Source organism: Stenotrophomonas maltophilia group sp. P373, assembly GCF_053295075.1.
In genome coordinates this window covers 1,858,017-1,881,353 of the sequence record NZ_CM129994.1, presented here as the reverse complement: position 1 = coordinate 1,881,353, position 23,337 = coordinate 1,858,017, and the positions used below count along the sequence as shown (strand labels likewise).

Sequence of the window (23,337 nt, the reverse complement as noted above, 5' to 3'; positions counted from 1 at the left end):
CTCGACCACACGCCGCAAGGCCCTTGCATGATGGCTGCCGCTACGCGGTGTGCTCCAGATGCTCACGATGCAGAACTCCCCGCATCGGCAATCGGTGTCGTTGTAAGGGCAATACATCCGGCCCCACGCATGGCCGCCCGCCATACGGAGCCTCCACCCACGATCTCCGCGAACTGCAACGCCGCTTCGATGTCCTTGTGTGGATGACGCGCTCGAGACATTCCTTGTTCTCCATAGTCTGCACACGGCTCACATTGGTTGTCAAATGACAACCCGCTTGAAATGACTTTCGACGTGACCCTAGCCAATCCGCGCTACACGTCCAGAGCCACATATCCGTCAGCCCTCCCGTGATGGCAGCGCCAGCGTCCAGCGGCGCTGCAGTGCGTCATGTAACCGTTTACATCCCTTGCTAGCGTAGCGCTCGCCCGATTCCGGTCGAACCAGCGAGGCTGTCCGTAATGACGTTGCGCGCCGAACGCTCCAAGGTCTCCACACCGCCTTTCCCGTTGCGCCCTGCCGCTGCCCTGCTGTTGGCCGCCCTGGCCTCCAGCGCACAGGCACAGACCCTCCCCCCGCGCAGCCAATGGCAGGCCAGCAGTTCCTCGCAGCAGGTGCCGGCGATGGCGATCAGCCACCTGATCGACGGCAACCCGAAGACCGTTACCGGCGGCGCGTTCAGTCCGGGCCACTGGTTCCAGATCGACCTGGGCGCGCCCACCCTGCTGGCCGGCGCACGCCTCACCTGGGATGTCTCCAACCCGGAAGGCTATTCACTGCAGACCTCAATGGATGGCAGGCAGTGGCAGACCGCGTACACGATGGCCGATTCGCTGGGCGATGTGGAAACGCTGTACTTCGCGCCGCGCCAGGCGCGCTACCTGCGGCTGGCCAGCCCGCAGCGCACTTCCGATTGGGGCGTGTCGATCTTCGAGATGGAGCCCCTGGACAGCACGCTCAGCGCACGCATCAGCGGTATCGATGCAACGCAGGCAGCGGCGCTCTGGCAAGGCGCCGGCACCGTCGCGATGCCGGCCGGGGCAAATGGATCCCATACGTTCGAGATCACGCTGCCGCAGGCCCAATCAACGGCTGGCCTGGTGGTCGACTGGGCCGATGGCGCACGAGGCGCCGCCCGACTACAGGCGCAGGATGCACAGGGCCGTTGGCAGGACCTCGCACACGATGCACAGGCGGCCAGTCACCGGCAAAGCTGGCTGGCCGCCACTGCAGCACAACCATTGCGTGCTTTCCGCCTGAGCGTGGACGGCGCTGCGCCACGGATCGCACGCCTGCGCCTGCTCGGTCCGAAAGCCGTGATGACGCCGATGAAGCAGTATCAGATCGTTGCCAGCGGCGCCCAGCGCGCGTTGTTCCCGGCCTCGCTGCAGATGCAGCAGACCTACTGGACGGCCGTGGGTGTGCATGCAGGACGACAGAAATCGATCTTCGACGAGTACGGCAACCTGGAAGCCTTCAAGGGCGCGCCACTGGTGCAGCCGATCTGGCGTGGCGCTGACGGGCGTGCCGCAGGTGCCGCCGGGCAGGCAATGCAGCATGCCCTGCGCGACGGCTGGAAGCCGATGCCCTCTGCCACCTGGTCACCGCAACCCGGCCTGCAGCTGCGCAGTGAAGTATTCGCCATCGAGCGCGATGGCCAGCCGGTGACCTTCCTGCGGCATCGCCTGCACAACACCGGCAGCACCCGGATCGATGGCACGCTCAGCCTGGTGGTGCGCCCGATGCAGATGAATCCGCCGTGGCAGAACGGCGGGCTGTCCCCGATCCGCGAGGTGGCCATCGATAGGCAATCCGTGCGCGTCAATGGCCGCACGCTGCTGCAGTCGCTCACGCCGGTGGCTGCGTCGGGTGCGGCGCCATTCGGCAAGGATGGCGCAACGGAGATCACCGCGACCCTCGCTGCCGGCCAGCTGCCTTCCACGCAACAGGTGCGTGATGATCAGGGGCTTGCCTCGGCTGCATTGAACTACCGCGTCTCGTTGGCGCCGGGAACCAGTGATGCCGTCGTGGTCGCGTTCCCGTTGGGCACCGCCGCCGCCGATGCCAATGGCGTGCTGCCCGAAGCGCCTGCGCTGGATCTGGCCACGCTGCCCCACGATGCCAATGCGGCGTTTGATTCACTGGCCACGCAGGCGTCTGCGGACTGGCAGGCACGGCTGGGCCAGGTCGGCCTGCGCCTGCCCGATCCGTCGCTGGTGGACATGCTGCGCGCGCAGGCCGCCTACATGCTGATCAACCAGACCGGTCCAGCCATGCAGCCCGGCCCGCGCAACTACAACCGTTCCTTCATCCGCGACGGCATGGCCACCTCGGCGGTGCTGCTGCGCATGGGGGAAGCCCGCGTGGCGCGCGACTACCTGGCCTGGTACAGCGAGCACGGCGTGCATCCCAACGGCCTGGTCTCACCGATCCTCAACGACGATGGTAGCGTCAACACCGGCTTTGGATCAGACATCGAGTACGACAGTCAGGGCCAGTACGTCGCGCTGGTGGCCGATGTCGCGCGCCTGGACGGCGGCCCCGAGTCTGTGCGTGGCTATCTGCCGAAGGTGAAAGCGGCGCTGCGCTTCCTGCAGGAGCTGCGCGAGCGCACGCTGGTGCCCGGTTACAAGGCTGACCAGCCTTCGCCGGAACGGTTCGCGGGCATTCTTGCGCCGTCGATCAGCCATGAGGGCTACCCGTCGCCCACCCACAGCTATTGGGACGACTATTGGGGCCTGAAGGGCTGGCACGACGGTGCCTGGCTGGCCGAATCGCTGGGCGACCACGAGACCGCAGCCTGGGCGCGCGAACAATACAAGCTGCTCTACGACGCACTGCATGCCTCGATCCGGGCGACGATGGCGTGGAAGGGCATCGACTTCATTCCCTCCTCGGCCGACCTGGGCGATGGCGATCCCACCGGCGTTTCGATCGCACTGGACCCGACCGGTGCGCAGAGCGTGCTGCCCGCCGAGGCACTGCGGACCACCTTCGCGCGTTATCTGGAGGATGTGCGCAAGCGCAGCCAGCCCGATGCGCTGTACGCCTATACGCCGTATGAGATCCGCAACGTGCTGAGCTATGTGCACCTGGGCCAGCCGCAGGTTGCTGATGAGCTGCTGCAGGGACTGCTGCATGATCGGCGCCCGCTTCAGTGGCAGGTACTCGCCGAGGTCGTGCACTCGCGGCTGCGTTTCCCCCGCTACCTGGGCGACATGCCGCATACCTGGATTGGTGCCGAGTACGGCCGCACGCTGTTCGGCATGCTGATGCGCGAAGACGATGATGCGTTGTCATTGCTGCCGGGCACGCCCCCCTCGTGGGTGGCGGGCGATGGATTGGCGGTGGAACGCCTGCCCACCGCGTATGGCACGTTGCAGATGCAGGCACGGCAACGCGACGGCACGCTATCGATCACGCTGGGCAAGGGCCTGCGCAGTGGGACGGCGGTGAAGGTCTGGTGGCCGGCGCGGACGATGCCGAAGACCGTGCGTGTGGATGGGCGCGACGTTACCGCGTTCGATGCGGAGGGCGTGCGCTTGGCAAGACCATTCAGAACGCTGGAGGCGCGTTGGTAGAGCAGCCGAGCATGGCTCGGCTCTACAGAAGCAGCGGTAGCGCCGGGCCACGCCCGGTGTCATTGCAGCGTCGGCAACCCCGGCGGATTGGTCTGCGATTGCGGCACCGCCTCCTCGGCCAGGTTCCAGCGCGCCAATGCCTGCGCATAGGTGCCGCTGCCGATCTGGGTGTTCAACGCCTGCGTCACCGCATCGGCCAGGCCGCTGCTCTTGCGCGTGGTCACCGAGATCGCTGCGGCATTCGGCCAGCCGCCAGGGAACAGGCCCACGCGCCGCACCTTGCCGTCGCGCGCCGAGTAGGCGCCGGTGGCATTGGGCTCGAACGAGACATCGGCGCGGCCAGTGATCACCGCCAAGCGGCCGACCACGGCGTCGTCGAAGTACTGGTACTCCACCGGCTTCAGCCCGGCCGCAATGTTCTGCCGGTCCCACTGCCGCAGGATCTGGTCCTGGTTGGTGCTGGCACCCACCACCACCTTCAGCCCGGCCACATCAGCGGGCTTTTCGATCTTCTGGATGGGCCCGTCGCTGCGCGTATAGATGCCCAGAAGATCGTAGCGGTAGCTGGAGAAGTCGAACTTCTTCTTGCGCTCTTCGGTCACCGTCACGTTCGACAGCACCGCATCGTACTTGCCCGATTCCAGCCCCAGCGGCCAGTCCGCCCACGCGACCGGCACGATCACCAGCTTCAGGCCCAACGCATCGGCGATCAGCCGCGCGATGTCCGGCTCGATGCCGACCACGTCCTTGCTGTCGGCGCCGTAGTCGGCCAGCGGCAGCTGCCCCGGATGGGTGGCCACGGTAAACGCCCCAGGGGTGACGAACTGATAACCGGCGGGGATCAACGCCTTCGCCTTCGGGTCGAAGGTGCCCTTCAGGACGGCCGTGTTCGCGCCGGCCAGGCTGGTCGCGGCCACGGTGCCTGCATCCGGTGCCTGGCGCACGCGCGAGTAGACGATACCGGCAATGCCGATGACCAGCACCGCCACGATCAACAGGGTGCTGCGCGAGGGACGACGCGATGCTGCACGACTCATGGTGCTCCTTCCGGGGTTACAGGGTCTTGGCCAGGAAATCGGCCGTGCGTTGCTGGCGCGGCTGCTCGAACACGGCGTCGGGCGTGCCCTGCTCGATCACCCGGCCCTGGTCCATCATCACCACGTGGTCGGCCACGCGGCGGGCGAAGCTCAGCTCATGGGTGACGATCACCAGCGTGGTACCGGAACGGGCCAGTTCTTCGATCACGCTCAGCACTTCGGCCACCAGTTCCGGATCCAGCGCCGACGTGGGTTCGTCGAACAGCAGCACCTTCGGCTGCAGCGCCAGCGCGCGGGCAATCGCGATGCGCTGCTGCTGGCCACCGGACAGCTGGCGCGGGAAGGCATCGGCCTTGTCGGCCAGGCCGACCCGCTCCAGCAGTGTGCGCGCCTGCTGCTCGGCCTGCGCGCGGGATACACCACGTACCGCGATCGGTGCCTCGATGATGTTCTCCAGCGCGGTCAGGTGCGGGAACAGGTTGAAGCCCTGGAACACCATGCCCACCTCGGAACGACGGCGGCGGATCTCGCGCTCGGGAAGTTCGTACAACGTGTCACCCTCGCGGCGGTAACCGATCAGCTGGCCGCCAACAGTCACGTAACCACTGTCCGCGCGTTCCAGGTGGTTGATCAACCGCAGCAGCGTGGATTTCCCGGCACCGGACGGGCCGATCAGCACCGTCACGCTGCCGGCGCGCAGGTCCAGGTTCACGTCTTCCAGCACCGGCTGATCGCCAAACACCTTGCCTACGCCGTGCAGCGACACCGCCGCGCCCTCGCCGGCATCCACCTGCGCGGCGATGCGCGGGCGGTTGACCACGCGCGGTGTGGCATCACTCTGCACGCGCGGCGATGACACGCGCGATGCCGAGCGCTCGCGCTGCAGTTGGCCGCGCGCGAAGCGCTGTTCCACGCGCCGCTGCAGCAGCGACAACACGGTCAGGATCACCAGGTACCAGACCGTGGCCACCATCAGCAGCGGCACCACTTCCAGGTTGCGCCGATAGATCACCTGCACGGTGTAGAACAGCTCCGGCAGCGCCAGCACGTAGACCACCGAGGTGCTCTTGGCCAGGCCGATCACATCGTTGAACGCCGCCGGCAGGATCGAACGCATCGCCTGCGGCAGGATGATGCGGCGCACCTGGCGGCCACGCGGCAGGCCGAGCGCGGCCGCGGCCTCGTACTGGCCGTGGTCAACCGAGAGGATGCCACCGCGGATCACCTCGGCCGAGAACGCGGCCTGGTTCAGGGTCAGGCCCAGCACCGCGGCAGTGAACACACCGATCAGCTGCGTGGTTGGGTACGAGAACAGGTTGATGCCGGTGAACGGCACGCCCAGCTCGATGGTGCTGTACAGGTAGCCCAGATTGTTCAGCAGCAGCAACAGCACCAGCAGCGGGATCGAGCGGAACAGCCACACGTAGCCCCACGACACCGCCGACAGCAGCGGCGAACCGGAGACGCGGGCCAGCGCAAGCAACGTGCCCAAGGCGAAGCCGAGGCCAGTACCGAGCGCGGTCAGCAGCAGCGTGCGGCCCAGTCCCTCAAGCACCGGGCGCGCGAAGAACCATTCGGCAAAAGTGCCCCAGCCCCAACGCGGATTGCCAAGTACTGATTGAAGGCCGATCAGGATCAACGCGAGTGCCAGCACCGTACCAACCCCCTGCAGTGGATGCCGGGCCGGCACGATCTTCAATTCGGGCGCTGGCGAAGGACGCGCAGTGATTCCCTCAAGCGCAGACGACGGTGTACTCATGCATGTACCCCGTGCAGCACGGCCTGCGCCGGCGAAAGCACTGGCGCCGGTTGCCCAAGGTGCTTCTCGAAGGGCAGGTGCGCGACGGTTTCCGGATCTGCATCCAGATCGAACAGCGCGGTGTAGCCATGGCTGAGGTACAGGCCGACAGCTTCGGGCTGGCGGAAGCCGGTGGTCAGGAACACACGCCGATAGCCTTGGCGTGCCGCCTGTTCTTCCAGTTCCTGCAGCACGCGCCGCGCGATGCCCTGGCGTCGCAACCCCGGCAGCGTCCAGATGCGCTTGAATTCGGCGGTGTCTGGATCGCGGTGCGGCATGAAGGCGCCGCCAGAGATCGCCACACCGTCGCGCAGCAACAGTACGAAGGCCCCTACCGGCGCCGCGAAGGCCTGCGCCGGATAGCGCTGCAGCTCCTCGCGAGCGCTGCCGCCGATGCGTCGACGCACATCGGCGTAGCGACTGTCGTATTCCTGCTCCAGGCCGTCGAACAACGGCCGCGCCAGCGGGTCATCGACCGAGGTATAGAGGAAGCGTTCGTCGTGGCTCATGTCGCGTCCTTCACCAGGTAATCTTCGGCCAGTCGCGCCCACAGGCTGGCGGCGGGGGCAATGGCCGCGTCGTTGAACACATAGCGCGGGCTGTGCAGCGGTGCACTGTCACCGTTGCCGACGAACACGAAACTGCCCGGCCGCGCCTGAAGTAGGAACGCGAAATCCTCGCTGGCCGTGCGCGGTGCGAAGTCGGTCACCACCTGTCCGGCGCCGAAGCCCTGCACGGCCACCTCGCGGATGTAGGCGGTCTGCTGCGGATGGTTGATCACACTGGGGAAGCCGCGCGGGAATTCGATCTCCGCGCGTGCACCAAACGCGGCGGCAGTCTGCTCGGCAAGTTCGGTGACGCGGCGCCGCAGGGTATCGCGCACCTCCGGTAGATAGGCGCGCACGGTCAGCTTCAGCTCGACCACGTCCGGAATCACATTGGCGGCCTGCCCACCGTGGATCGAACCGACGGTGACCACGCCCATCTGCCGCGGGTCGACATTGCGCGACACCACACTCTGCAATGCAGTGATGATGTGCGCGGCGACCAGGATCGGGTCCACGCTGCCCTGCGGCTCGGCACCGTGGCCGCCCTTGCCGATCACCTTCAGCCGCGCCCAGTCGACCGACGCCATCGCCGGGCCGTCGACGAAGCCGAAGTGGCCGACCGGTACGCCGGGCCAGTTGTGCAGCCCATAGATCGCATCCACCGGGAAGCGCTCGAACAGGCCGTCGGCAATCATCTTCGATGCACCCGAGCCGGTTTCCTCGGCTGGCTGGAACACCAGCTGCAAGGTGCCGTCGATAGTGCCGTGATGGGCCAGGTAATGCGCGGCGGACAACAGGATGGCGGTGTGACCATCATGGCCGCAGGCATGCATCAGGCCCTCGGTCTGGCTGGCGTAGGCCAGGCCGGAGTCCTCGCGGATCGGCAGCGCATCGATGTCGGCACGCAGGCCCAGGCGACGGCTTCCCTGCCCGCGCTGCAGCGTGCCGACTACGCCGGTGCCGCCGAGGCCAGTGGTGACCTCATAGCCCCATTGCTGCAGCAGCTCGGCCACGCGGGCGCTGGTGCGATGCTCTTCGAAGGCCAGCTCCGGGTGCCGATGCAGGTCATGGCGGATCGCGATGGCGGCCTCGGCGCGTGCTGCGATTTCGGGCAACACGCCAGTCGCTGGGGAACCCCGCCGGGCCTGGCCCGGTGCTACTGCGGTTTCTCCGCTCATTGCCCTACCCCGCCTTCCGCGCCGGCTCGGCGTCGGTCGCATACCGGCTGGCCTTGTACGGCAGGCCCAGATGCTCGCGCAGCGTCTGCCCTTCCAGCGCGCGCTGGTGGTAGCCGCGCGCCTGCAGGATCGGCAGCACCTGGGTCACGAAATCGTCCAGGCCCTCGCGCTGCGCGGCGAAGCCGAGAATGAAGCCATCGCTGGCACCGGCATCGAACCAGCGGATCAGCTCATCGGCCACATGCTCCGGTGTGCCGATGAAGTTCGGCCGTGGGCTCACTGCTTCCAGTGCCACCTGGCGCAGGCTCAGCCCCTTTTCTCGCGCATCCTGCTTGATGCGATCGGTGGTGGAACGGAACGAGTTGCTGCCAATGTCACCCAACTCCGGGAACGGTGCATCCGGGTCGTACTGGCTGAAATCATGGTGATCGAAGAAGCGCCCCAGGTACGCCAGTGCATCCTCAAGCGTGGCCAGTGCGGCAATCGCCTGGTACTTGGCTTCGGCCTCTTCGACCGTGCGGCCGACGATGGGGCCGATGCCCGGGAAGATCTTCACGTCATTGCCGCTGCGGCCATGCGCGATCGCCGAGTTCTTCACCTTCTGGGTAAACGCGCGGGTTTCTTCCAGCGACGGCGAATGGGTGAACACCGCGTCGGCATACTTGCCGGCCAGCGCGATGCCGTCGTCGGACGAACCGGCCTGGAAGATCACCGGCTGGCCCTGTGGCGAACGCTGGATGTTGAGCGGCCCTTCCACCTGGAAGAAGCGGCCCTTGTGGTCGAGGCGGCGGAACTTTTCCGGCGCGAAGAATGTACCGCTGTCGCGCTCGCGCACGAAGGCGTCGTCGTCCCACGAATCCCACAGCCCCTGCACGACGTCCAGGTACTCATCGGCGATCTGGTAGCGCAGCGCATGTTCCGGGTGTGGCCGGCCATAGTTGCGGCCCGAACCCTCCAACGGCGAGGTCACCACGTTCCAGCCGGCGCGGCCGCCGCTGAGCAGATCCAGCGAGGCGAACTGGCGGGCCACGGTGAACGGGTCGCTGTAGGAGGTCGACAGCGTGCCGGCCAGGCCGATCTTCTTCGTTGCCGTGGCCAGTGCCGACAGCAGCGAGATCGGCTCGAAGCGGTTGAGGAAGTGCGGGATCGACTTCTCGTTGATGTACAGGCCGTCGGCCACGAAGCCGAAGGCGATGCCGTTGTCCTCGGCGGTGCGCGCGATGTCGATGTAGAACTGCAGGTTGACGCTGGCATCAGCCGGATTGGACGGATGCTTCCAGGCATGCATGTGGCTGCCGGGGCCCTGCAGCATGATGCCGAACGGAATGTGGCGCGCGGTCGTGCTCATTGGGGATCGCTCCTGCAGGTCAGGCCACCGCCGCGCGCGGCGCGGGCGACAGCAGTTCGAGGGATGTCAGGCGTGCGTCGAGGTCGGCCACCGGCGCGTCGAGGATGAACTCACCCACGCCGAAGCGTCGGTGCAGCGCATCCAGTTCGCCGCGTACCTGTTGCGCATCGCCGGACAGCACGCTTGGCCGTGTTTCCTCGATGCGGAAGTCCGCCACACCTACCTGGCGTGCATACTCGGCAGCTGCCTCGGGGCTGGGCAGGTTCACTGTCTGCCCCGGGCCAAGATGCAGCTTGTAGACGCGCAGCGCACCGATGTGGCGTGCGGCTGCTTCGGCAGTCGGCGCGGCGAAGGCCACCGTGGCCAGCAACGGCGGTTGCGTGGAGACACCGCGGTAGGCGTCGAACGCGGCCTCGATGTGTTTCGGGTCGCCATCAAAGTGCGCGGCATACACGAAGCGCCAGCCGAGCTCGGCCGCCTGCTGCGCACTCTGCGGGCTGGCACCGAGCAGGAAGCGCTCCGGCGCCTGCTGTGGAATCGGGCGTGCCAGCGCCTCGGTTGCGGCACCGGACAGATAGCCCTCCAGGTCGCGCAGCTGCTGGTCGAAATCGGCGAATGCCGGGCGTCCCGCCGCCAGCGCGGCGGTCGATGCTGGCAGGCCACCGGGCGCCTTGCCCACCCCCAGATCCACGCGCCCCGGCGCCAACGCCGCCAGCAGGTTGAAGCTCTCTGCAACCTTGTACGGCGCATAGTGGCGCAGCATCACCCCGCCACTGCCGATGCGGATGCGCCGGGTCTGCGCCAGCACCCAGGCGGCCAGCACTTCCGGCGCCGGGCTGGCAAGCGCCGGGGCAGCATGGTGCTCGGCGAACCAGTACCGGTGGTAACCCAGCTGCTCGGCACGCTGCGCCAGCTGCAGGCTGTTGCGCAGCGCCTGCTCTGGCGAGGCGCCTTCGGCCACCGGGCTCTTGTCCAAGACGCTGATCAGATAGCTCAAGGTCGTGTCCTCGCTCAGGGGTGGGCCACGGGAATGCCAAGCAATCCGTTCAGCGCAGCCAGGATCGGCTCGGCACCGGAGATGTACTGGCGGTCCTGATGCGCGCCACTGGCCAGCTCGCTGCGCACGCCCTGCGGCAGCACCAGCTTGGGCAACGACTGGTCCTGCTCGCCGATCTCGGCGATCACCTCGCGGCGTGGCCGCGCGAAACCAATGCGACGTACGTCCAGCTGCGCGTCGAGGCCGTCGATGCTCGACAGCGCCCCTTCCAGCAGCAGGCTGTGCCGGCAGAAGAAGCGCTGGCCAGGAATCTGGCCATCCTCGAACTCGCGGTCGAGCAGGAACAGGATGGGTTTGCTTGCTGCGTCCAACGCCACGGGAGTGTCCTCATCAGGGCCGGCAATGCGATGCCGCTTCGATTTCGATGCTAGGGATGCCGGTGCTTGCGGTGGCGGTGCCAGGCGACAATCGGCGGTCAGATCCGGCCACGCAGATGCGCCTTGGCCATATGCAAAGCGCCGCCGGTTATGGCATCAGGCGATGCGTCGCAGTGGCGCCGCTACCGCCAGCGCCTGCGTAGCCAGATGCCCGGCCGCACGCTCGGTCGCCAGCGCGATGCGGGCCTGCAACGCTGCACTGTTGAGGTGCTCGCCATCAAAGTCGGCCGGCGTGGCATACACCCCGATCGGCAGCGTGTGCGCCTGCAGGAAACTGAACAACGGCCGCAGCTGATGGTCGATCACCAGTGCATGGCGCTCGCTGCCACCGGTCGCCGCCAGCAGCACCGGTGTATCCACCAGCGCCTCCAGCCCGATGAAGTCGACCAGGTGCTTGAACAGCCCCGGATACGACCCCCGATACACCGGCGCGGCCACCACCAGCAGTTCGGCGGTCTCGATGGCCTGCAGCGCCTGTTCCACCGCCGGCTCCACTTCATCGCGCGACAGCGACTGCCCCACTGAGCGCGCGATCGGCGCCAACTCCACCAGCTCCACGCTGGCGTGCACCCGCTGCTGCAACGACGCCAACAGGTGCCGCACCAGCAGCAACGTACGTGACGTCGCCGAGCTGGTCGGTGACCCCACCACTGCAACCACCCTCAATGCAGAAGACATGAACTGCTCCTCGATGATGCCGGACTACCGCCGGCTGCCTTTCGCCTTTTGTAGAGCCGAGCCATGCTCGGCTGCTGTTGCCTTTTGTAGAGCCGAGCCATGCTCGGCTGCTCCACCTCAGAACCGGTAATTGATCCGCCCGTACCAGAACGTCCCGATCCGGCTCAGCACATCGCCCGAATCCCACGTCGTCTCGATGCTGGCCACATCGGTAGCACTGCGCGCGTACGCCGGCACCTTGCGCGTGCGCTTGTCGAACACGTTGTTGATGCCCAGCGCCGCACTCCAGCCCGCACCCAGTTCCACCGCACCGGACAGGTTGGTCACCAGCACCGGCGGCTGCTTGTACTCCACGCCGTTGTTCAGGCGCTTGATCGGTCCGTAGTAGGTGAAATCCAGGTTCGAGCGCCAGCGCCCGTTCTGCCAGCCCAAGCCCGCCACCTGGGTGTAGCTGGGCGTGCGGAAGCGCAGCGCGTACTCGCTGGACTTGGTCAACAGGTTGATGTTGGGCAGCCCCTGCAGCGCCGGCGGAATATCACTGATCTTCCGGATCGTGGTGCGGCCGACGTTGGCCGCGTAGCTCCAGCGCAGCTTGCCCCACGCGGTTTCCTGGTTCGCTTCCAGGGTCAGCTCGACGCCACGGGTACGGGTATTGCCCACGTTGGTGAAGTAGCTGGCGTAGAACGCATCACCCGGCAGGATGCTGATGCCGGCCGAACCCAGCAAGGCATCGATGGTGTTCTTCTGCGCCGCACTCAGCACCGTGCCGCTGTTGTCGGTAATGCGCGCTGGATCCTGCGCGTTGTAGCCGATCTGGCTGGACTGGCCGAGCTGGCCGCGGATGTCGATCTGGTAGGCATCCACGGCCAGGTGGAACGCCGGGCTCGGGTCCCAGGTCACGCCCAGGCTGTAGTTGGTGGCCTTTTCCGGCTTCAGCGGTGTGGCACCCAACGCAATCGCCGCCGGCGAAGACACCTGTGCCACCAGCGTGGTGCCGCACGGGCAGCTGCCGGTGGCCTGGTAGAACTGCGCGCCCAGGCTGGGCGCATGGAAGCCATTGCTGACCGTCGCGCGTACACCCAACGCGTCGGTGAAGTCGAAGCGCGTGGTCAGTCGGCCCGTGGACACGCTGCCGAAGTCGGAATGATCTTCCCAGCGTGCAGCGGCATCCAGATACCAGCGCGCGGTGATGTTGCTGGCCGCGCCCACATAGACCGCCTTGCTGTTGCGCGTCGCCTTCACCGCATCGGCGGTGGAGTAGCCGACGAACGCGGCGGCACCGAAGCCGGTGTAGGACTCCCACTGCCCTGCCCCGCGCTCATACTGTTCATGCTGGTACTCGGCGCCGGCGCTCACTTCCAGCGGCGAAGCAAATGCCGCCACCTCGAAGCCACGGCGCAGGTCCAGGTTGGCGATGCCCTGCTGGTAGTCCAGCTTGCCATCATAGAAATCGGTGGGCGAACCGGGGTACGGCAGCGAGTAGTTCACCGAGTTGCGCGTATAGGTGCGCACCGTGCTGCGGTTGCCGGTAAGGCTGGCGTCGTAGTCCCAGCCTGCGATCTGGCCTTTCACGCCCGCGGTGCCGGTGTGCTGCTTCTCCTTGGTTTCCAGCACCGGCAGGAAGCCATCGGGAAACACGCTCAGCACGCCTGGAGCCTTGTAAGTGGTGAAGATGGTCGCCGGCAGACGGAAGTTCTGGATCGCCTGCGCGGTTCGATCACTGGCGGTGGCATTGGCGTAGAACTGGGCGCTCTCGCCCAGGCCATGGCCCACGTTCACCGCAAACGCCTTCAGCGCATACGATGGCGAACTGAGGATGGTGTTGGCCTCGGCATCGCGGTTGGCCTCGGCCGGGTTCGGCGATGCGCCGGCCGGCAACCGGTTGTTCGGTCGCAGCGCGACCAGATTGCCGTTGGCATCTACCGCCGGATAGCTCAGGTAGCCATCGATGTAGCGGCGGGTACGGATCGCGTGGTGCTGCCGCGTGGTTTCGCCCGACAGGTTGACGAAGCCATCGGCGCCCCACGGCAGGCCCACGTTGGCACGCAGGCTGGTGCGCGAGCCATCGCCATCAATGCTCTGCCCGCTTTCCACGGCGAGCTCGCCACCGTGCGCCTGCGATTTCAGGATCACGTTGACCACGCCGGTGATCGCGTCCGAGCCATAGATGGCCGACGCACCATCGCGCAGCACTTCCACGTGGTCGATCGCCGAGACTGGAATCAACGCCAGGTCTGCCCAGGCATGGCCGGGGAAACCGCCGCCGTTGGCCCCGCTCACATAGGCACTGGCATTGCGGCGCTTGCCGTTCACCAGCACCAGCGTGTAGCCCGGCGAGAGATTACGCAGCTGGTAGCCACGGATCAGGCTCTCCTGGTCGCTCTGGTAGCCGCCAATCTGGCTGAGCGAGGGCAGCGCACGCTGCAGCGCTTCGAGCAGGTTGGCCTGGCCGGTGGCGGTGAGGTCTTCCGCAGAGATCACATCGATCGGCGTGGAGCTGTTTTTCACCGTGCGCGTGCTGGTGCGCGACCCGGTAACGACCACCGCATCCAGTGTGGACGCTGCCACGTTGGCCGTCGCGGCGGTGGCAGCTGGATCTGCATCGGCGTCAGCCGCATGGCCAAGCGTTGCAGCCAGAACGCTGGCGATCAGGACGGCGAGAGTGTTCAGCACAGGGGCGTGGGCGGCAGGCATGGGGACTCGTGGGAGTGGGCCGGAAACACGCTTCCATTCAAGGGCCTGTTCACCTGGTGCGACAGGCGGGATCACGTCACCCAACCGTCATATCCGGCCACCCACATGACCGCTGGTAATGACGTTAGGCGGCATTGCCGGTGCACTGCTGTCTGTAGAGCCGAGCCCACGCTCGGCTGCTCTACGCGACGGCGTCAGATGCATCCCCCCTGCCGGTATTGAGCCGAGCGTGGGCTCGGCTCTACAAGAGGGGAGCGACCGCTCCATATGCCTGGCAGGCATCACCTCATGCCCGCGCACCACGCAACGCCACGCATCTCCACCCGTAGCATCAAACCATGCCCAGCCCACCCGCCGATCCCACCGCGCCGCTCGTCACCATCGTCGCCTGCCACGGCCAGGGGCTGTTCGAGTTCGGTTGTGCGGTTGGCCTGTTCGCACCGGTGCGGCCAGAACTGGGCGTGGCCTGGTACCGCACCCAGCTGTGCGCGGGTGAACCCGGCGCACTGCGCATGCTCGGCAATGTACAGGTGCAGCTGCCCTACGATCTCAGCACTGTTGATGACGCCGACATCATCGTCATTCCCGGATGGCGCGAACCCAGCGAACGCCCGCCGCAGGCACTGCTCGATGCACTCATCCGCGCCCACGCCCGTGGCGCACGCATCGCCTCGATCTGCTCTGGCGCCTTCGTGCTGGCCTGGGCCGGGCTGCTCGATGGCCGCCCGGCCACCACCCACTGGCGCCTCACCGAAGCGCTGGCACGCGACTTTCCACGCATCGATGTGCGCGAAGACGTGCTGTACGTCGATACCGGCAACGTCATCACCTCGGCCGGCTCGGCCACCGGCATGGACATGATGCTGCACATGGTGCGCAAGGATTACGGCGCACGCGTGGCCAACCTGGTGGCCGAACGGCTGGTGCTGGCGCCATGGCGTGATGCCGAACGCAGCCAGCGTGTCAGCCGGGCCATTCCCAATGGCGAGCCCTCGCGTCTGGCAAAACTGATGGAATGGATGCGCCGCAACCTGCGCGAGCCGCACTCGCTGGGCAGTCTTGCCGAGCAGGCCGCGCTCAGCCAGCGCACGCTGCAGCGGCAGTTCCTGGAAGCCACCGGCCTGTCACCCATCGACTGGCTGATCCGCGAGCGCGTGGCATTCGCCCGCGAGCTGCTGGAAACCACCGACCGGCCGCTGCAGTGGATTGCCGAGCAGGCCGGCTTTGGTTCGCAGGAGTCGTTCCGCCGGCACTTCCGCGGCCAGGTGGACGCCAGTCCTACCCAATACCGCAGCCAGCATCGCGGCGGAATTGGCGCGGATCGGTTGGTGGGCTGCTGATCCAACGCATCACTCCCGATGATGCGTGAGGAAAGGCTCACGGCAGGCTATGGCGCCCCACGTATAGTGACGGGCGTCACAAGAAGCCCCTTCCATGCTCCACGCATTTGCCTACTCCAGCCACATGTCGGCTGGGCTTTCCGATGAAATCCTCCGGCAGATCGTCTCCCGCTCTGCCACGTTCAACCGTCGCGTGGACGTCACCGGAGCGCTGCTCGTCGACGGTCAGCGGTTTTTCCAGTACGTCGAAGGTCCGCCCGACGGCCTGGAGGCGGTCAAGCGCCGCATCCATGACAGTCGCTCGCATGCTGCCGTCGTTCCGGTACTGGACATGGCCATCAGCGCGCGTGCTGTTCCCTATTGGGCCATGACCCGCATCGAGACCGGGCAGGTCGTGGTGTCCGGCCTGGTCAATGCACGATGGGACGAATTCGGCCATTCCGTTCCGGGCATGGATCAGCTCGTCGGCCTGCTGCGTCCGCACTTTCCGCGCATCGGCCCGCTCAGTGCGCACCATGCGCCCGTCGGATCCAGCTGAACCGCCGCCTTGCGCGCGTAGTCCCACGCGGCCGCGTGCTCCCTGCGCACGTCATCATTCAAGCCGCGTTACCCATCGTTCCTGCCAGATCCACAGCATGCCTGTACCCGCTCAACCTTCAACGCAAACACGTGCCTCGCCCGCCGAGTTGTTCGAGGTCGTCGTCCTTCGTGCAGGCACGGCCCTGTTCGCGATCGACGTCCAGGCTGCCGTGGAAATACGCGGCCCCGAGACCTTCGGCCCCGCAGATCATCAGGGCCGGCGGACCCTGGAGGTACGGGGGCAGCCGTTGCCGGTAGCCGACCTGCGCAGGCTCAGCGGTCAACCGGCATTCGGTGGCGGCAGCCCAGCCATGCTGTTGATCAGCGCCGGCACCGCAACCCTGGCGCTGGCGGTAGATGAAGTGCTGGAAATCGAAACACCGGACGCATCTCCAGACGCAGCCTCGCCGGCGCAGGGTCGACCGTTCAACTTCTGCAGCCGGCATGTTCGGGTGGATGCCACACGTTCGGCTGCGCTGATCGAACCGCAGTCGTTGCTGGCTGAAATGGCCATGCGGGACTGAGGTGCCTCTGCTCAAGGGCGCCTGCGAACCGGTTGAGACCGCATGCGCCAGCACTGCGCGGCAAAGCCCAGCACAAACACCGCAGCCAATCCCAGCAGCGTGTGCAGCACCACCGGCGCCATCGGCGCCGCAGCAATCGGATGCGCTGCCGGCAACCGTGTCAGCGTTTCATTCACGCCTGGCACCAGCGACAGCAGGAAGCTGAAGGACAGCGCAAATGTCGACAGGTAAGGTGCGGCGCCACCCAGCCAGCGCAGCCGGGCCGCCAGCACGCCGCCGAACGCCACCAGCAGCACGATCACCCCGAATGCGTGGCCCGGGTTGATCCCGCCCGTACTGGAGACGGTGAACGACGTTGCCACCGACAGCACCAGCCCGAGCAGGTACAGCTTGCCGGAGCGTGTCGCGGGGTCGATCGCGCGATGGCGAATGAAGGCATACAGGCCGGCGAACACCGGTACAAGGCTGACGGCCGTGTGGATCACGCCCAGCGTGGACAGAGAGTGCGACATGGAACATCTCCAAGGGTTGATTGAACCTACTAGTAGGTAGACTTCTAGATCAAAGAAAAGGCCTACGTTGCCGCAGGCCCACCACACATCCATCAGGCAGCCGCGCTCACCCGCGCGATGGCCAGCCGTGCCAGCGCAGCAAACGTCGCCGCATCGCCGAAACCGCGCGCGGCCAGCATCGCGCCATGCACCGATGACATGAACGCCCTGGCCTCATCGGCCACCGAACCCTGCAGGCGCAGTTGACCCAGCGCCGCGCCCTTTTCCAACGTGAGCGCCAACCAGCCACTCAAATCCTCGAAATGCCCGCGTACTTCTTCGGCAATCTCCGCAGGGATCATCGGCGCCTCTGCCGCCAGCATCGCGCAGATGCAGAACGAAGACGTGCCACCGGCAATACAGCTCGACCAGTAGTCCACATAGGCGTTGAGCTCCTGCAGCGGGTCGTCCAGCTGCCGGTCCAGCAGCGCCAGGCCTTCGCGCGCCTCGGCCCGGTACAGCTCAACCACCGTGCGCACCAGGTCTGCCTTGCTGGGGAAGTGGTGATGGATGCTGGCCTTGCTGATGTTCACCCGCGCCGACACGTCGGCGTAGCTGAAGCCGTTGTAGCCACCGGCCTCCAGCAGCGAACGGGCGTGGGCCAGGATCTCCTGGGCCTTGGGCGAGAGCGGCTCTTTCATGCCGTCAACCTACCAGTAGGTTGGCTGCCTGTCAACTAGCCGCGGCCGGGTGGGCAGCATCTGGTAGTGCCGGCCGCTGGCCGGCAACTGCACGCACCCAACTCCACCGGGATGCCGGCCAGCGGCCGGCACTACCAAACCCGGGCATTCGTGGCGGGTTTTGACATGCAGGTATTTACCTGCATATAGTCCACTCAAGGGCGGCGCCTGCCGGCCCATGCGAGGAACCTGCAATGGTGGATATCGCACACCGGGTCGGCATCAAGGCCCCCGCAAGCCAGGTGTATCAAGCACTGGCCACCCCTGAAGGCGTCGCCGCCTGGTGGGCCGAAGACACCCATGGCGACCGCGATACCGGCGGCACGGTCAGGGTGCGCTTCACGAACAACGACCAGGAAATCGGCGCCATGGAAATGCAGCTCGAACAGCTCATTCCCGGCGAGCTGGTGCTCTGGAAGTTCCTCGTCGGCCCTGCCGAATGGATCGGCACGCATGCGCGTTTCGTGCTGAAGCAGGAAGGCGACTACTGCATCGTCCTGTTCACCCATGAAGGCTGGAAAGAGCGCATCGAATTCACCTCCCACTGCAGCACCAAGTGGGCGGTGTTCCTGATGAGCCTGAAAGCCCTGCTGGAAACCGGCAAGGGCCAGCCCAACCCCCGCGACGTCAGGATCGACAACTGGAACTGAAGACGCCCCGCATGAATGCAGACAAGGTGTTCAAGGCCTTGGCCGACCCCACGCGCCGGACGCTGCTGGACCTGCTCTGCGAAGACAACGGCCAGACCCTGGGCCAGCTGTGCGAGCACCTGGACATGGCCCGGCAATCGGTCACCCAGCACCTGGGCCTGCTGGAAGACGCCAATTTGATCAGCACCGTGCGCCGTGGCCGCGAGAAGCTGCACTTCATCAACCCGGTACCGCTGCACGAAGTCTATGAGCGCTGGGTACGCAAGTTCGAGCAGCAGCGCCTGAGCCTGCTGCATGACCTGAAACGAGAGCTGGAAGGAGAATGACGATGTCCGTTGAATCGACCCGCTTCATCCACGTGATCTATATCGCCTCCACGCCACAGAAGGTGTTCGAGGCCATCACCCGGCCCGAGATCGCCCGCCGCTACTGGGGCCATGAAAACGTCTCGGACTGGAAACCCGGCTCGCGCTGGCAGCACGTGCGCGCCAACGAAACGCGCTCGGTCGAACTGGTCGGCGAAGTGGTGGAAAGCAACCCGCCCTCGCGGCTGGTCATCACCTGGGCCGCCGCCTCGCAGGCCGATAACCCGGGCGCCTACAGCCGGGTGACCTTCGAGATCGTGCCCTACCAGGACATGGTGCGGCTGACCGTTACCCACGACGAGTTGGAACCCGGCAGCGGCATGGATACCGGCATCCGCCAGGGCTGGCCGATCGTGCTGTCGAGCCTGAAGTCGCTGCTGGAGACCGGCAAGGGATTGGATGTGTTTGCGAAGCCGCGCTGAGTCGTGCCGCTATCGGCGGCGGAGCGCCATCCGCCGCCTGCGCCACCATCCGCTCAATCGCTCACTGTGCGCGCGCGCCCGTATTGTCCGTGCACATCCTGCTTGATCCAATCCGCCAGCAGGCGCAGATAGCCGTCGGTGATCCGCGTCGACACGCGGTTGCCCTCGGCATCGGTGCGGAACTCGACCATGCCATGGTCGGTGTCGGGGAACAGGTAGGTCTCGATCGGCTGTCCTGACGCGCGCAGGCGCGACAGGACCGAACGCGTGGCGGCAATCGGCGCGGCGCGGTCCTGCTCGGCCAGCACCCATAGCAGCGGCACCTTCAAACGGCGCAGCGCAGCCTCGGCATCGTAGTCCCAGATCAGCTCCAGGTTGTCGAAGCGCGCGCGACCGATCCGGCGCAGGTCGGCGTCGCTCATGCGCAGCATGTCACCGCTGTATTCGCCACTGATGGTCTTTGACCACGGCGCGGCACCCACCTGCGCACGCACCTTCGCCAGCGCCTCGAAACCTTCACTGAAATGCGTGCGCATCAGCTGCGCCGTGGCGTCCGACAGCTGGCCGACCTGCTTCATGGCCGCCGGATCCAGTTGCAGGCGGTGCGCCTCGTCGAACAACTGCTCGCGGTCCTCCTCGATGGGCGAGACCACCAGCCCGAAACCGATCGCCACGAAATCCGCCTGCGAACGTGTGGCGGCCAAGGGCGCGATCCAACCGCCCTGGCTGCCACCGAAGTACCCGGCACGGCCGAAGCGGCCTTTGGCCAGTTCACGCGCCTTCGCCAGCGCCGCCGCCGCGTCGTCGGCCAGCAGCTCGAAGTTCTGCGTGTACTCGCCTTCCGAATCGCCGGTGCCACGCTTCTGGTAGGCGAACACCGAGATTCCCTGCGCCACCAGCATCCGTTGGTAGATCGCCGCCACCGCCATCGTGCGTTCCGAGCCATGGACCAGCACCACCAGCGGCCGCTTGGGATCGGCCGGACCGGCGGGTTCGATCAACTGCCCGACCAGCTTGGTTCCTGCACTGGTGAAAGTTGCATCGGTATCGCGGGTGGGCAGTCGCTGCCAGCGCTGCGTGGCCCCCGCAGGCGAGCTAACGCTGACCACATCGCCGCTGCAGCTCACCGGCGCGTTGGCATCGCCGGTGGCGCCACGTCGCCCGTCCAGCATCAGATAACGCTGCCCCGTGGCCGGTGCCGCGGCGGGTATGCCCAGCACCACGATGTTGCCCTGCCCGTCACCGTAGGCACTGACCGTGCACAGCTCGGCGGCTGCAACCGGCAGGCCCGAACACACCAGCACCGCGCTCAACAACGAACGACTCTTCCACCCTGCCATGCCCGTCCCCATTACAGTAAACCCGCGTCGCGCAGGCGCCGGGCGCAGCCTAGCGCGTTCGTTCGCCAGATTCATGTTGCACCCGCTCGCCGTCGCCTTCTGCCATAGCCATACTGGAAGGACGATACGGACTTCAGAACGCCATGCCCCCACACTTGGAACACATCGGCACCACCCGCATCCTGCGCGTGGAGCCGCAGGGCCCGATGCTCGATGCCGGCGCCTTACGCAACCTGGTCGGCGATGCCCTCGGGCACCAGGCCGAGTGGATCGCCGTGCCGGTGCAACGCCTTTCGGCGGACTTCTTCGAGCTGCGCTCCGGCATGGCCGGGCAATGGCTGCAGATGCTGGTGAACTACCGCTTGCGCTTCGCCGTACTGGGCGAAGTCAGCGCCTACCGCGCACAAAGCGCGTCGCTGGATGCATGGATCACCGAGTGCAACCGCGGCCGCGACGGCTGCTTTGTCGCCGATTGGGATGCCCTGCTGGCACGTCTTCCCGTATCGGCCAGCTAGCGCGCCGTCCAGCCCCCATCCACCGGCAGCGCCGTGCCGGTGATCTGTGCCGCCGCGTCCGATGCCAGGAACACTACCATCCCGCCCAGTTGCTCGGGCGTCACGAACTGCAGCGAAGGCTGCTTCTCGGCCAACAGCGCGCGAGCGGCGGACTCCTGATCCGTGCCTTCCTTCTCCGCCAACGCGGTGATCTGCTGCTCGACCAGCGCCGTCCGCACCCAGCCCGGGCAGATGGCATTGGCGGTGATGCCGGTGCCCGCATTCTCCAGCGCGGTTACCTTGGTGAAGCCCACCACGCCATGCTTGGCCGCCACATAGGCCGACTTGTTCACCGAGCCGACCAGCCCGTGTACCGACGCGATGTTGATGATGCGACCGGCGCCCTGCTGCTTCATGTGCGGCAACGCCGCCGCCGTTGCATGGAACACCGCCGACAGGTTCAGCGCCAGGATCGCATCCCACTTGTCGACCGGGAATTCCTCGATCGACGCGGTGTACTGGATGCCAGCATTATTCACCAGGATGTCGATGCGGCCCATCGTCGTCACGACGCGGTCGATCATCGCGCGCACCGCCTCGCGCCGGGAAAGGTCCGCGCCATCGTGCACCACCCGCACGCCGAACTCAGCTTCCAGGCGGGCACGGATGCGTTCGATCTCCGCCGCATCGCCGAAGCCATTCAGCACGATGTCGGCGCCCTTCCGCGCCAGCGCCGTGGCAATGCCGAGACCGATACCACTGGTGGAGCCGGTGACCACCGCAACCTTTCCAGAGAACATGGGCGAGCTTCCATTGGGCGTAGGCCGCCAGTGTAGCTTCACCGGCGCGCCCCTTTAAGCGACGCTACCTTGGTCAATCAACGGTTAGAACGCGTTGGGTACCCGCGGAGGGAAGTGTCCAGCGTTCATTCAAAACGGTACACCTCAGAGGGGGCGCAGTCGTGGCCTGCTAGCGATACTGTCCGACTCCCACATAGGGCAATGCATCCATGCTTTGCCCGGCGGATCGAAATCGAACAGGTCCGAAAATAGCTTCTGCAGCCGTTCTACTCCCCCCACCGCCAACCGGGGGGGGCGCCTTTCATCCAGCAGATGAGGACAAGGACCAACACTACGGCCCACGTGTAGAGCTGAAACGCGATGGGCTCGCGAAATGGAGAGAACAGAAACGGACCCGCCAGCAGCAGGCCGAATGCGACTGCGTACACCAGCCAGCCCTGCCACGCGCACGGCATCCCCCAACCCCATCCGTACTTTTTCCTGGTAAACCAGTACTTCCTGCTGATCATTGCAATCTTCCTCGATGGCCGCCGGTCTCACGTACCTGATCCAAGCATGCTTTGAGCTGTTCATGAAGACGTCGGTCCAGAATCAAGTCAGTATCCCCTCTGGTTGTGACGAGAACAGAGCTACGGTCCGTGCGCAGCACGAAGACGTTGCGACCGTTCTGCATGCGGAACTTGCCAAGTTCAACGCCCCCTGTGCTGGTCCCAAGTTGCCGGTGAGGCAGCGTGATCCTTGAAGCATCGGAAGCGTCCTGCCACGAGACACTGGAAAGCGGGAGCTGCAGTCGGACAAACGCTGCTGACCCAATCAGCTGGCCATCTGTAACGGCGATGTACGCTGTTCGCGCTTGATATACGAGGCCAAAGGCAACTACGACAACAACGGCCAGCGCCGAGCCGAGCGCAATATTCCTGGCTGGCACCCCGCCAGAGCGGGATGCAAACCATATTGTGATCAGAGCCACGGCTGCTGCCACGCATATGCCGAGAGGAAGCGCGTAGGCGTGAATCAGGGATACATCCAGCGTCGATCGGCACATCATCAGGAACTACTCCGCAGAGATTGACCGCATGCCATAAACGTAAATCGTCTCGACAATTGTCTCAAATGCGTCTTCGTCACAGGTGACAAGGCCCACGCTTCGCATCGCGCGCAGAAACGAGCGGACCTCGTTCCATGTTACGGGCTTTGCGTGTTCATCGCAGATCATACTTGCACTGCCACGCATGAGAATGCTTCGGCATCAGATACCGCGCAACAAACGCCCATCTCTCATCGATCACATCGGTC

The 23,337-nt window shown here is 65.9% G+C and carries 21 protein-coding genes; 8 read left to right on the top strand and 13 right to left on the bottom strand.

Features of this window, described 5'->3' with window-relative positions; genetic code table 11:
* Positions 1 to 461 precede the first annotated feature (461 nt).
* Positions 462 to 3,581, top strand: a complete 3,120-nt coding sequence (locus ACSYHF_RS08700) for a discoidin domain-containing protein (RefSeq protein WP_338167931.1) — start codon at positions 462 to 464, stop codon at positions 3,579 to 3,581.
* A gap of 59 nt (positions 3,582 to 3,640) precedes the next feature.
* On the opposite strand, the gene ACSYHF_RS08695 is transcribed toward ACSYHF_RS08700, so the two are convergent.
* The 9 genes from ACSYHF_RS08695 to ACSYHF_RS08655 all read right to left on the bottom strand — a co-directional run bounded on the left by ACSYHF_RS08695 (position 3,641) and on the right by ACSYHF_RS08655 (position 14,296).
* Positions 3,641 to 4,618: an ABC transporter substrate-binding protein gene (locus ACSYHF_RS08695; RefSeq protein WP_447576278.1), complete on the bottom strand. Its 978-nt coding sequence runs from the start codon at positions 4,616 to 4,618 to the stop codon at positions 3,641 to 3,643.
* A gap of 16 nt (positions 4,619 to 4,634) precedes the next feature.
* A complete protein-coding gene (locus ACSYHF_RS08690; protein WP_447576276.1) occupies positions 4,635 to 6,377 on the bottom strand; it encodes an amino acid ABC transporter permease/ATP-binding protein in 1,743 nt (580 codons plus the stop codon).
* Positions 6,374 to 6,925: a GNAT family N-acetyltransferase gene (locus ACSYHF_RS08685; protein ID WP_329846088.1), complete on the bottom strand. Its 552-nt coding sequence runs from the start codon at positions 6,923 to 6,925 to the stop codon at positions 6,374 to 6,376. Before ACSYHF_RS08685 ends, ACSYHF_RS08690 begins: the two co-directional genes overlap by 4 nt.
* Positions 6,922 to 8,142: a M20 aminoacylase family protein gene (locus ACSYHF_RS08680; protein WP_447576274.1), complete on the bottom strand. Its 1,221-nt coding sequence runs from the start codon at positions 8,140 to 8,142 to the stop codon at positions 6,922 to 6,924. The genes ACSYHF_RS08685 and ACSYHF_RS08680 overlap by 4 nt, the downstream gene beginning before the upstream one ends.
* Before the next feature lie 4 nt (positions 8,143 to 8,146).
* Positions 8,147 to 9,490, bottom strand: a complete 1,344-nt coding sequence (locus ACSYHF_RS08675; RefSeq protein WP_262221533.1) for an LLM class flavin-dependent oxidoreductase — start codon at positions 9,488 to 9,490, stop codon at positions 8,147 to 8,149.
* Positions 9,491 to 9,509: 19 nt separating this feature from the next.
* Positions 9,510 to 10,487, bottom strand: coding sequence for an MsnO8 family LLM class oxidoreductase (locus tag ACSYHF_RS08670; protein ID WP_005416278.1), 978 nt, complete (start codon positions 10,485 to 10,487; stop codon positions 9,510 to 9,512).
* Between the two features lie 14 nt (positions 10,488 to 10,501).
* The gene (locus tag ACSYHF_RS08665; protein WP_065197036.1) at positions 10,502 to 10,864 is read right to left on the bottom strand and encodes a DUF3088 family protein; all 363 of its coding nucleotides are present in this window, start codon (positions 10,862 to 10,864) and stop codon (positions 10,502 to 10,504) included.
* A 156-nt stretch (positions 10,865 to 11,020) separates the two neighbouring features.
* Entirely contained in the window at positions 11,021 to 11,602 is a 582-nt protein-coding gene (gene msuE, locus ACSYHF_RS08660) for an FMN reductase (RefSeq protein WP_262221532.1), read from the bottom strand.
* 117 nt (positions 11,603 to 11,719) lie between these two features.
* The gene (locus tag ACSYHF_RS08655) at positions 11,720 to 14,296 is read right to left on the bottom strand and encodes a TonB-dependent receptor plug domain-containing protein (RefSeq protein ID WP_447576271.1); all 2,577 of its coding nucleotides are present in this window, start codon (positions 14,294 to 14,296) and stop codon (positions 11,720 to 11,722) included.
* A 338-nt stretch (positions 14,297 to 14,634) separates the two neighbouring features.
* On the opposite strand from ACSYHF_RS08655, the gene ftrA reads away from it, so the two are divergent.
* From ftrA to ACSYHF_RS08640, 3 genes are all read left to right on the top strand, one after another.
* Entirely contained in the window at positions 14,635 to 15,636 is a 1,002-nt protein-coding gene (gene ftrA, locus ACSYHF_RS08650) for a transcriptional regulator FtrA (protein WP_111129052.1), read from the top strand.
* Between the two features lie 94 nt (positions 15,637 to 15,730).
* Positions 15,731 to 16,174, top strand: a complete 444-nt coding sequence (locus tag ACSYHF_RS08645; protein WP_005416273.1) for a BLUF domain-containing protein — start codon at positions 15,731 to 15,733, stop codon at positions 16,172 to 16,174.
* A 148-nt stretch (positions 16,175 to 16,322) separates the two neighbouring features.
* Positions 16,323 to 16,739, top strand: a complete 417-nt coding sequence (locus ACSYHF_RS08640) for a chemotaxis protein CheW (protein ID WP_447576268.1) — start codon at positions 16,323 to 16,325, stop codon at positions 16,737 to 16,739.
* Between the two features lie 11 nt (positions 16,740 to 16,750).
* Here the strand turns inward: ACSYHF_RS08640 and ACSYHF_RS08635 are convergent, their stop codons facing one another.
* A complete protein-coding gene (locus ACSYHF_RS08635) occupies positions 16,751 to 17,251 on the bottom strand; it encodes a hypothetical protein (protein WP_447576267.1) in 501 nt (166 codons plus the stop codon).
* A gap of 92 nt (positions 17,252 to 17,343) precedes the next feature.
* Entirely contained in the window at positions 17,344 to 17,931 is a 588-nt protein-coding gene (locus ACSYHF_RS08630) for a TetR/AcrR family transcriptional regulator (RefSeq protein WP_111129060.1), read from the bottom strand.
* Positions 17,932 to 18,164: 233 nt separating this feature from the next.
* On the opposite strand from ACSYHF_RS08630, the gene ACSYHF_RS08625 reads away from it, so the two are divergent.
* Genes ACSYHF_RS08625 through ACSYHF_RS08615 form a run of 3 tightly spaced genes read left to right on the top strand, consistent with a single transcriptional unit; the run spans position 18,165 to position 19,407 of the window.
* On the top strand, positions 18,165 to 18,620 hold the full coding sequence (locus ACSYHF_RS08625; RefSeq protein ID WP_447576265.1) for an SRPBCC family protein: 456 nt from the start codon (positions 18,165 to 18,167) through the stop codon (positions 18,618 to 18,620).
* Between the two features lie 11 nt (positions 18,621 to 18,631).
* Positions 18,632 to 18,946, top strand: coding sequence for an ArsR/SmtB family transcription factor (locus tag ACSYHF_RS08620; RefSeq protein WP_005416268.1), 315 nt, complete (start codon positions 18,632 to 18,634; stop codon positions 18,944 to 18,946).
* A 2-nt stretch (positions 18,947 to 18,948) separates the two neighbouring features.
* A complete protein-coding gene (locus ACSYHF_RS08615; RefSeq protein WP_447576263.1) occupies positions 18,949 to 19,407 on the top strand; it encodes an SRPBCC family protein in 459 nt (152 codons plus the stop codon).
* 53 nt (positions 19,408 to 19,460) lie between these two features.
* Here the strand turns inward: ACSYHF_RS08615 and ACSYHF_RS08610 are convergent, their stop codons facing one another.
* On the bottom strand, positions 19,461 to 20,747 hold the full coding sequence (locus ACSYHF_RS08610) for an alpha/beta hydrolase family protein (protein WP_447576261.1): 1,287 nt from the start codon (positions 20,745 to 20,747) through the stop codon (positions 19,461 to 19,463).
* A gap of 143 nt (positions 20,748 to 20,890) precedes the next feature.
* Between ACSYHF_RS08610 and ACSYHF_RS08605 the strand changes: the two genes are divergently transcribed.
* Positions 20,891 to 21,262, top strand: coding sequence for a DUF4180 domain-containing protein (locus tag ACSYHF_RS08605; protein WP_447576260.1), 372 nt, complete (start codon positions 20,891 to 20,893; stop codon positions 21,260 to 21,262).
* Here ACSYHF_RS08605 and ACSYHF_RS08600 read toward each other — a convergent pair.
* Positions 21,259 to 22,041 (bottom strand): 3-hydroxybutyrate dehydrogenase, encoded by a 783-nt coding sequence (locus ACSYHF_RS08600; RefSeq protein ID WP_447576258.1) that lies wholly within the window; start codon positions 22,039 to 22,041, stop codon positions 21,259 to 21,261. The genes ACSYHF_RS08605 and ACSYHF_RS08600 overlap by 4 nt on opposite strands.
* Positions 22,042 to 23,337: the final 1,296 nt, after the last annotated feature.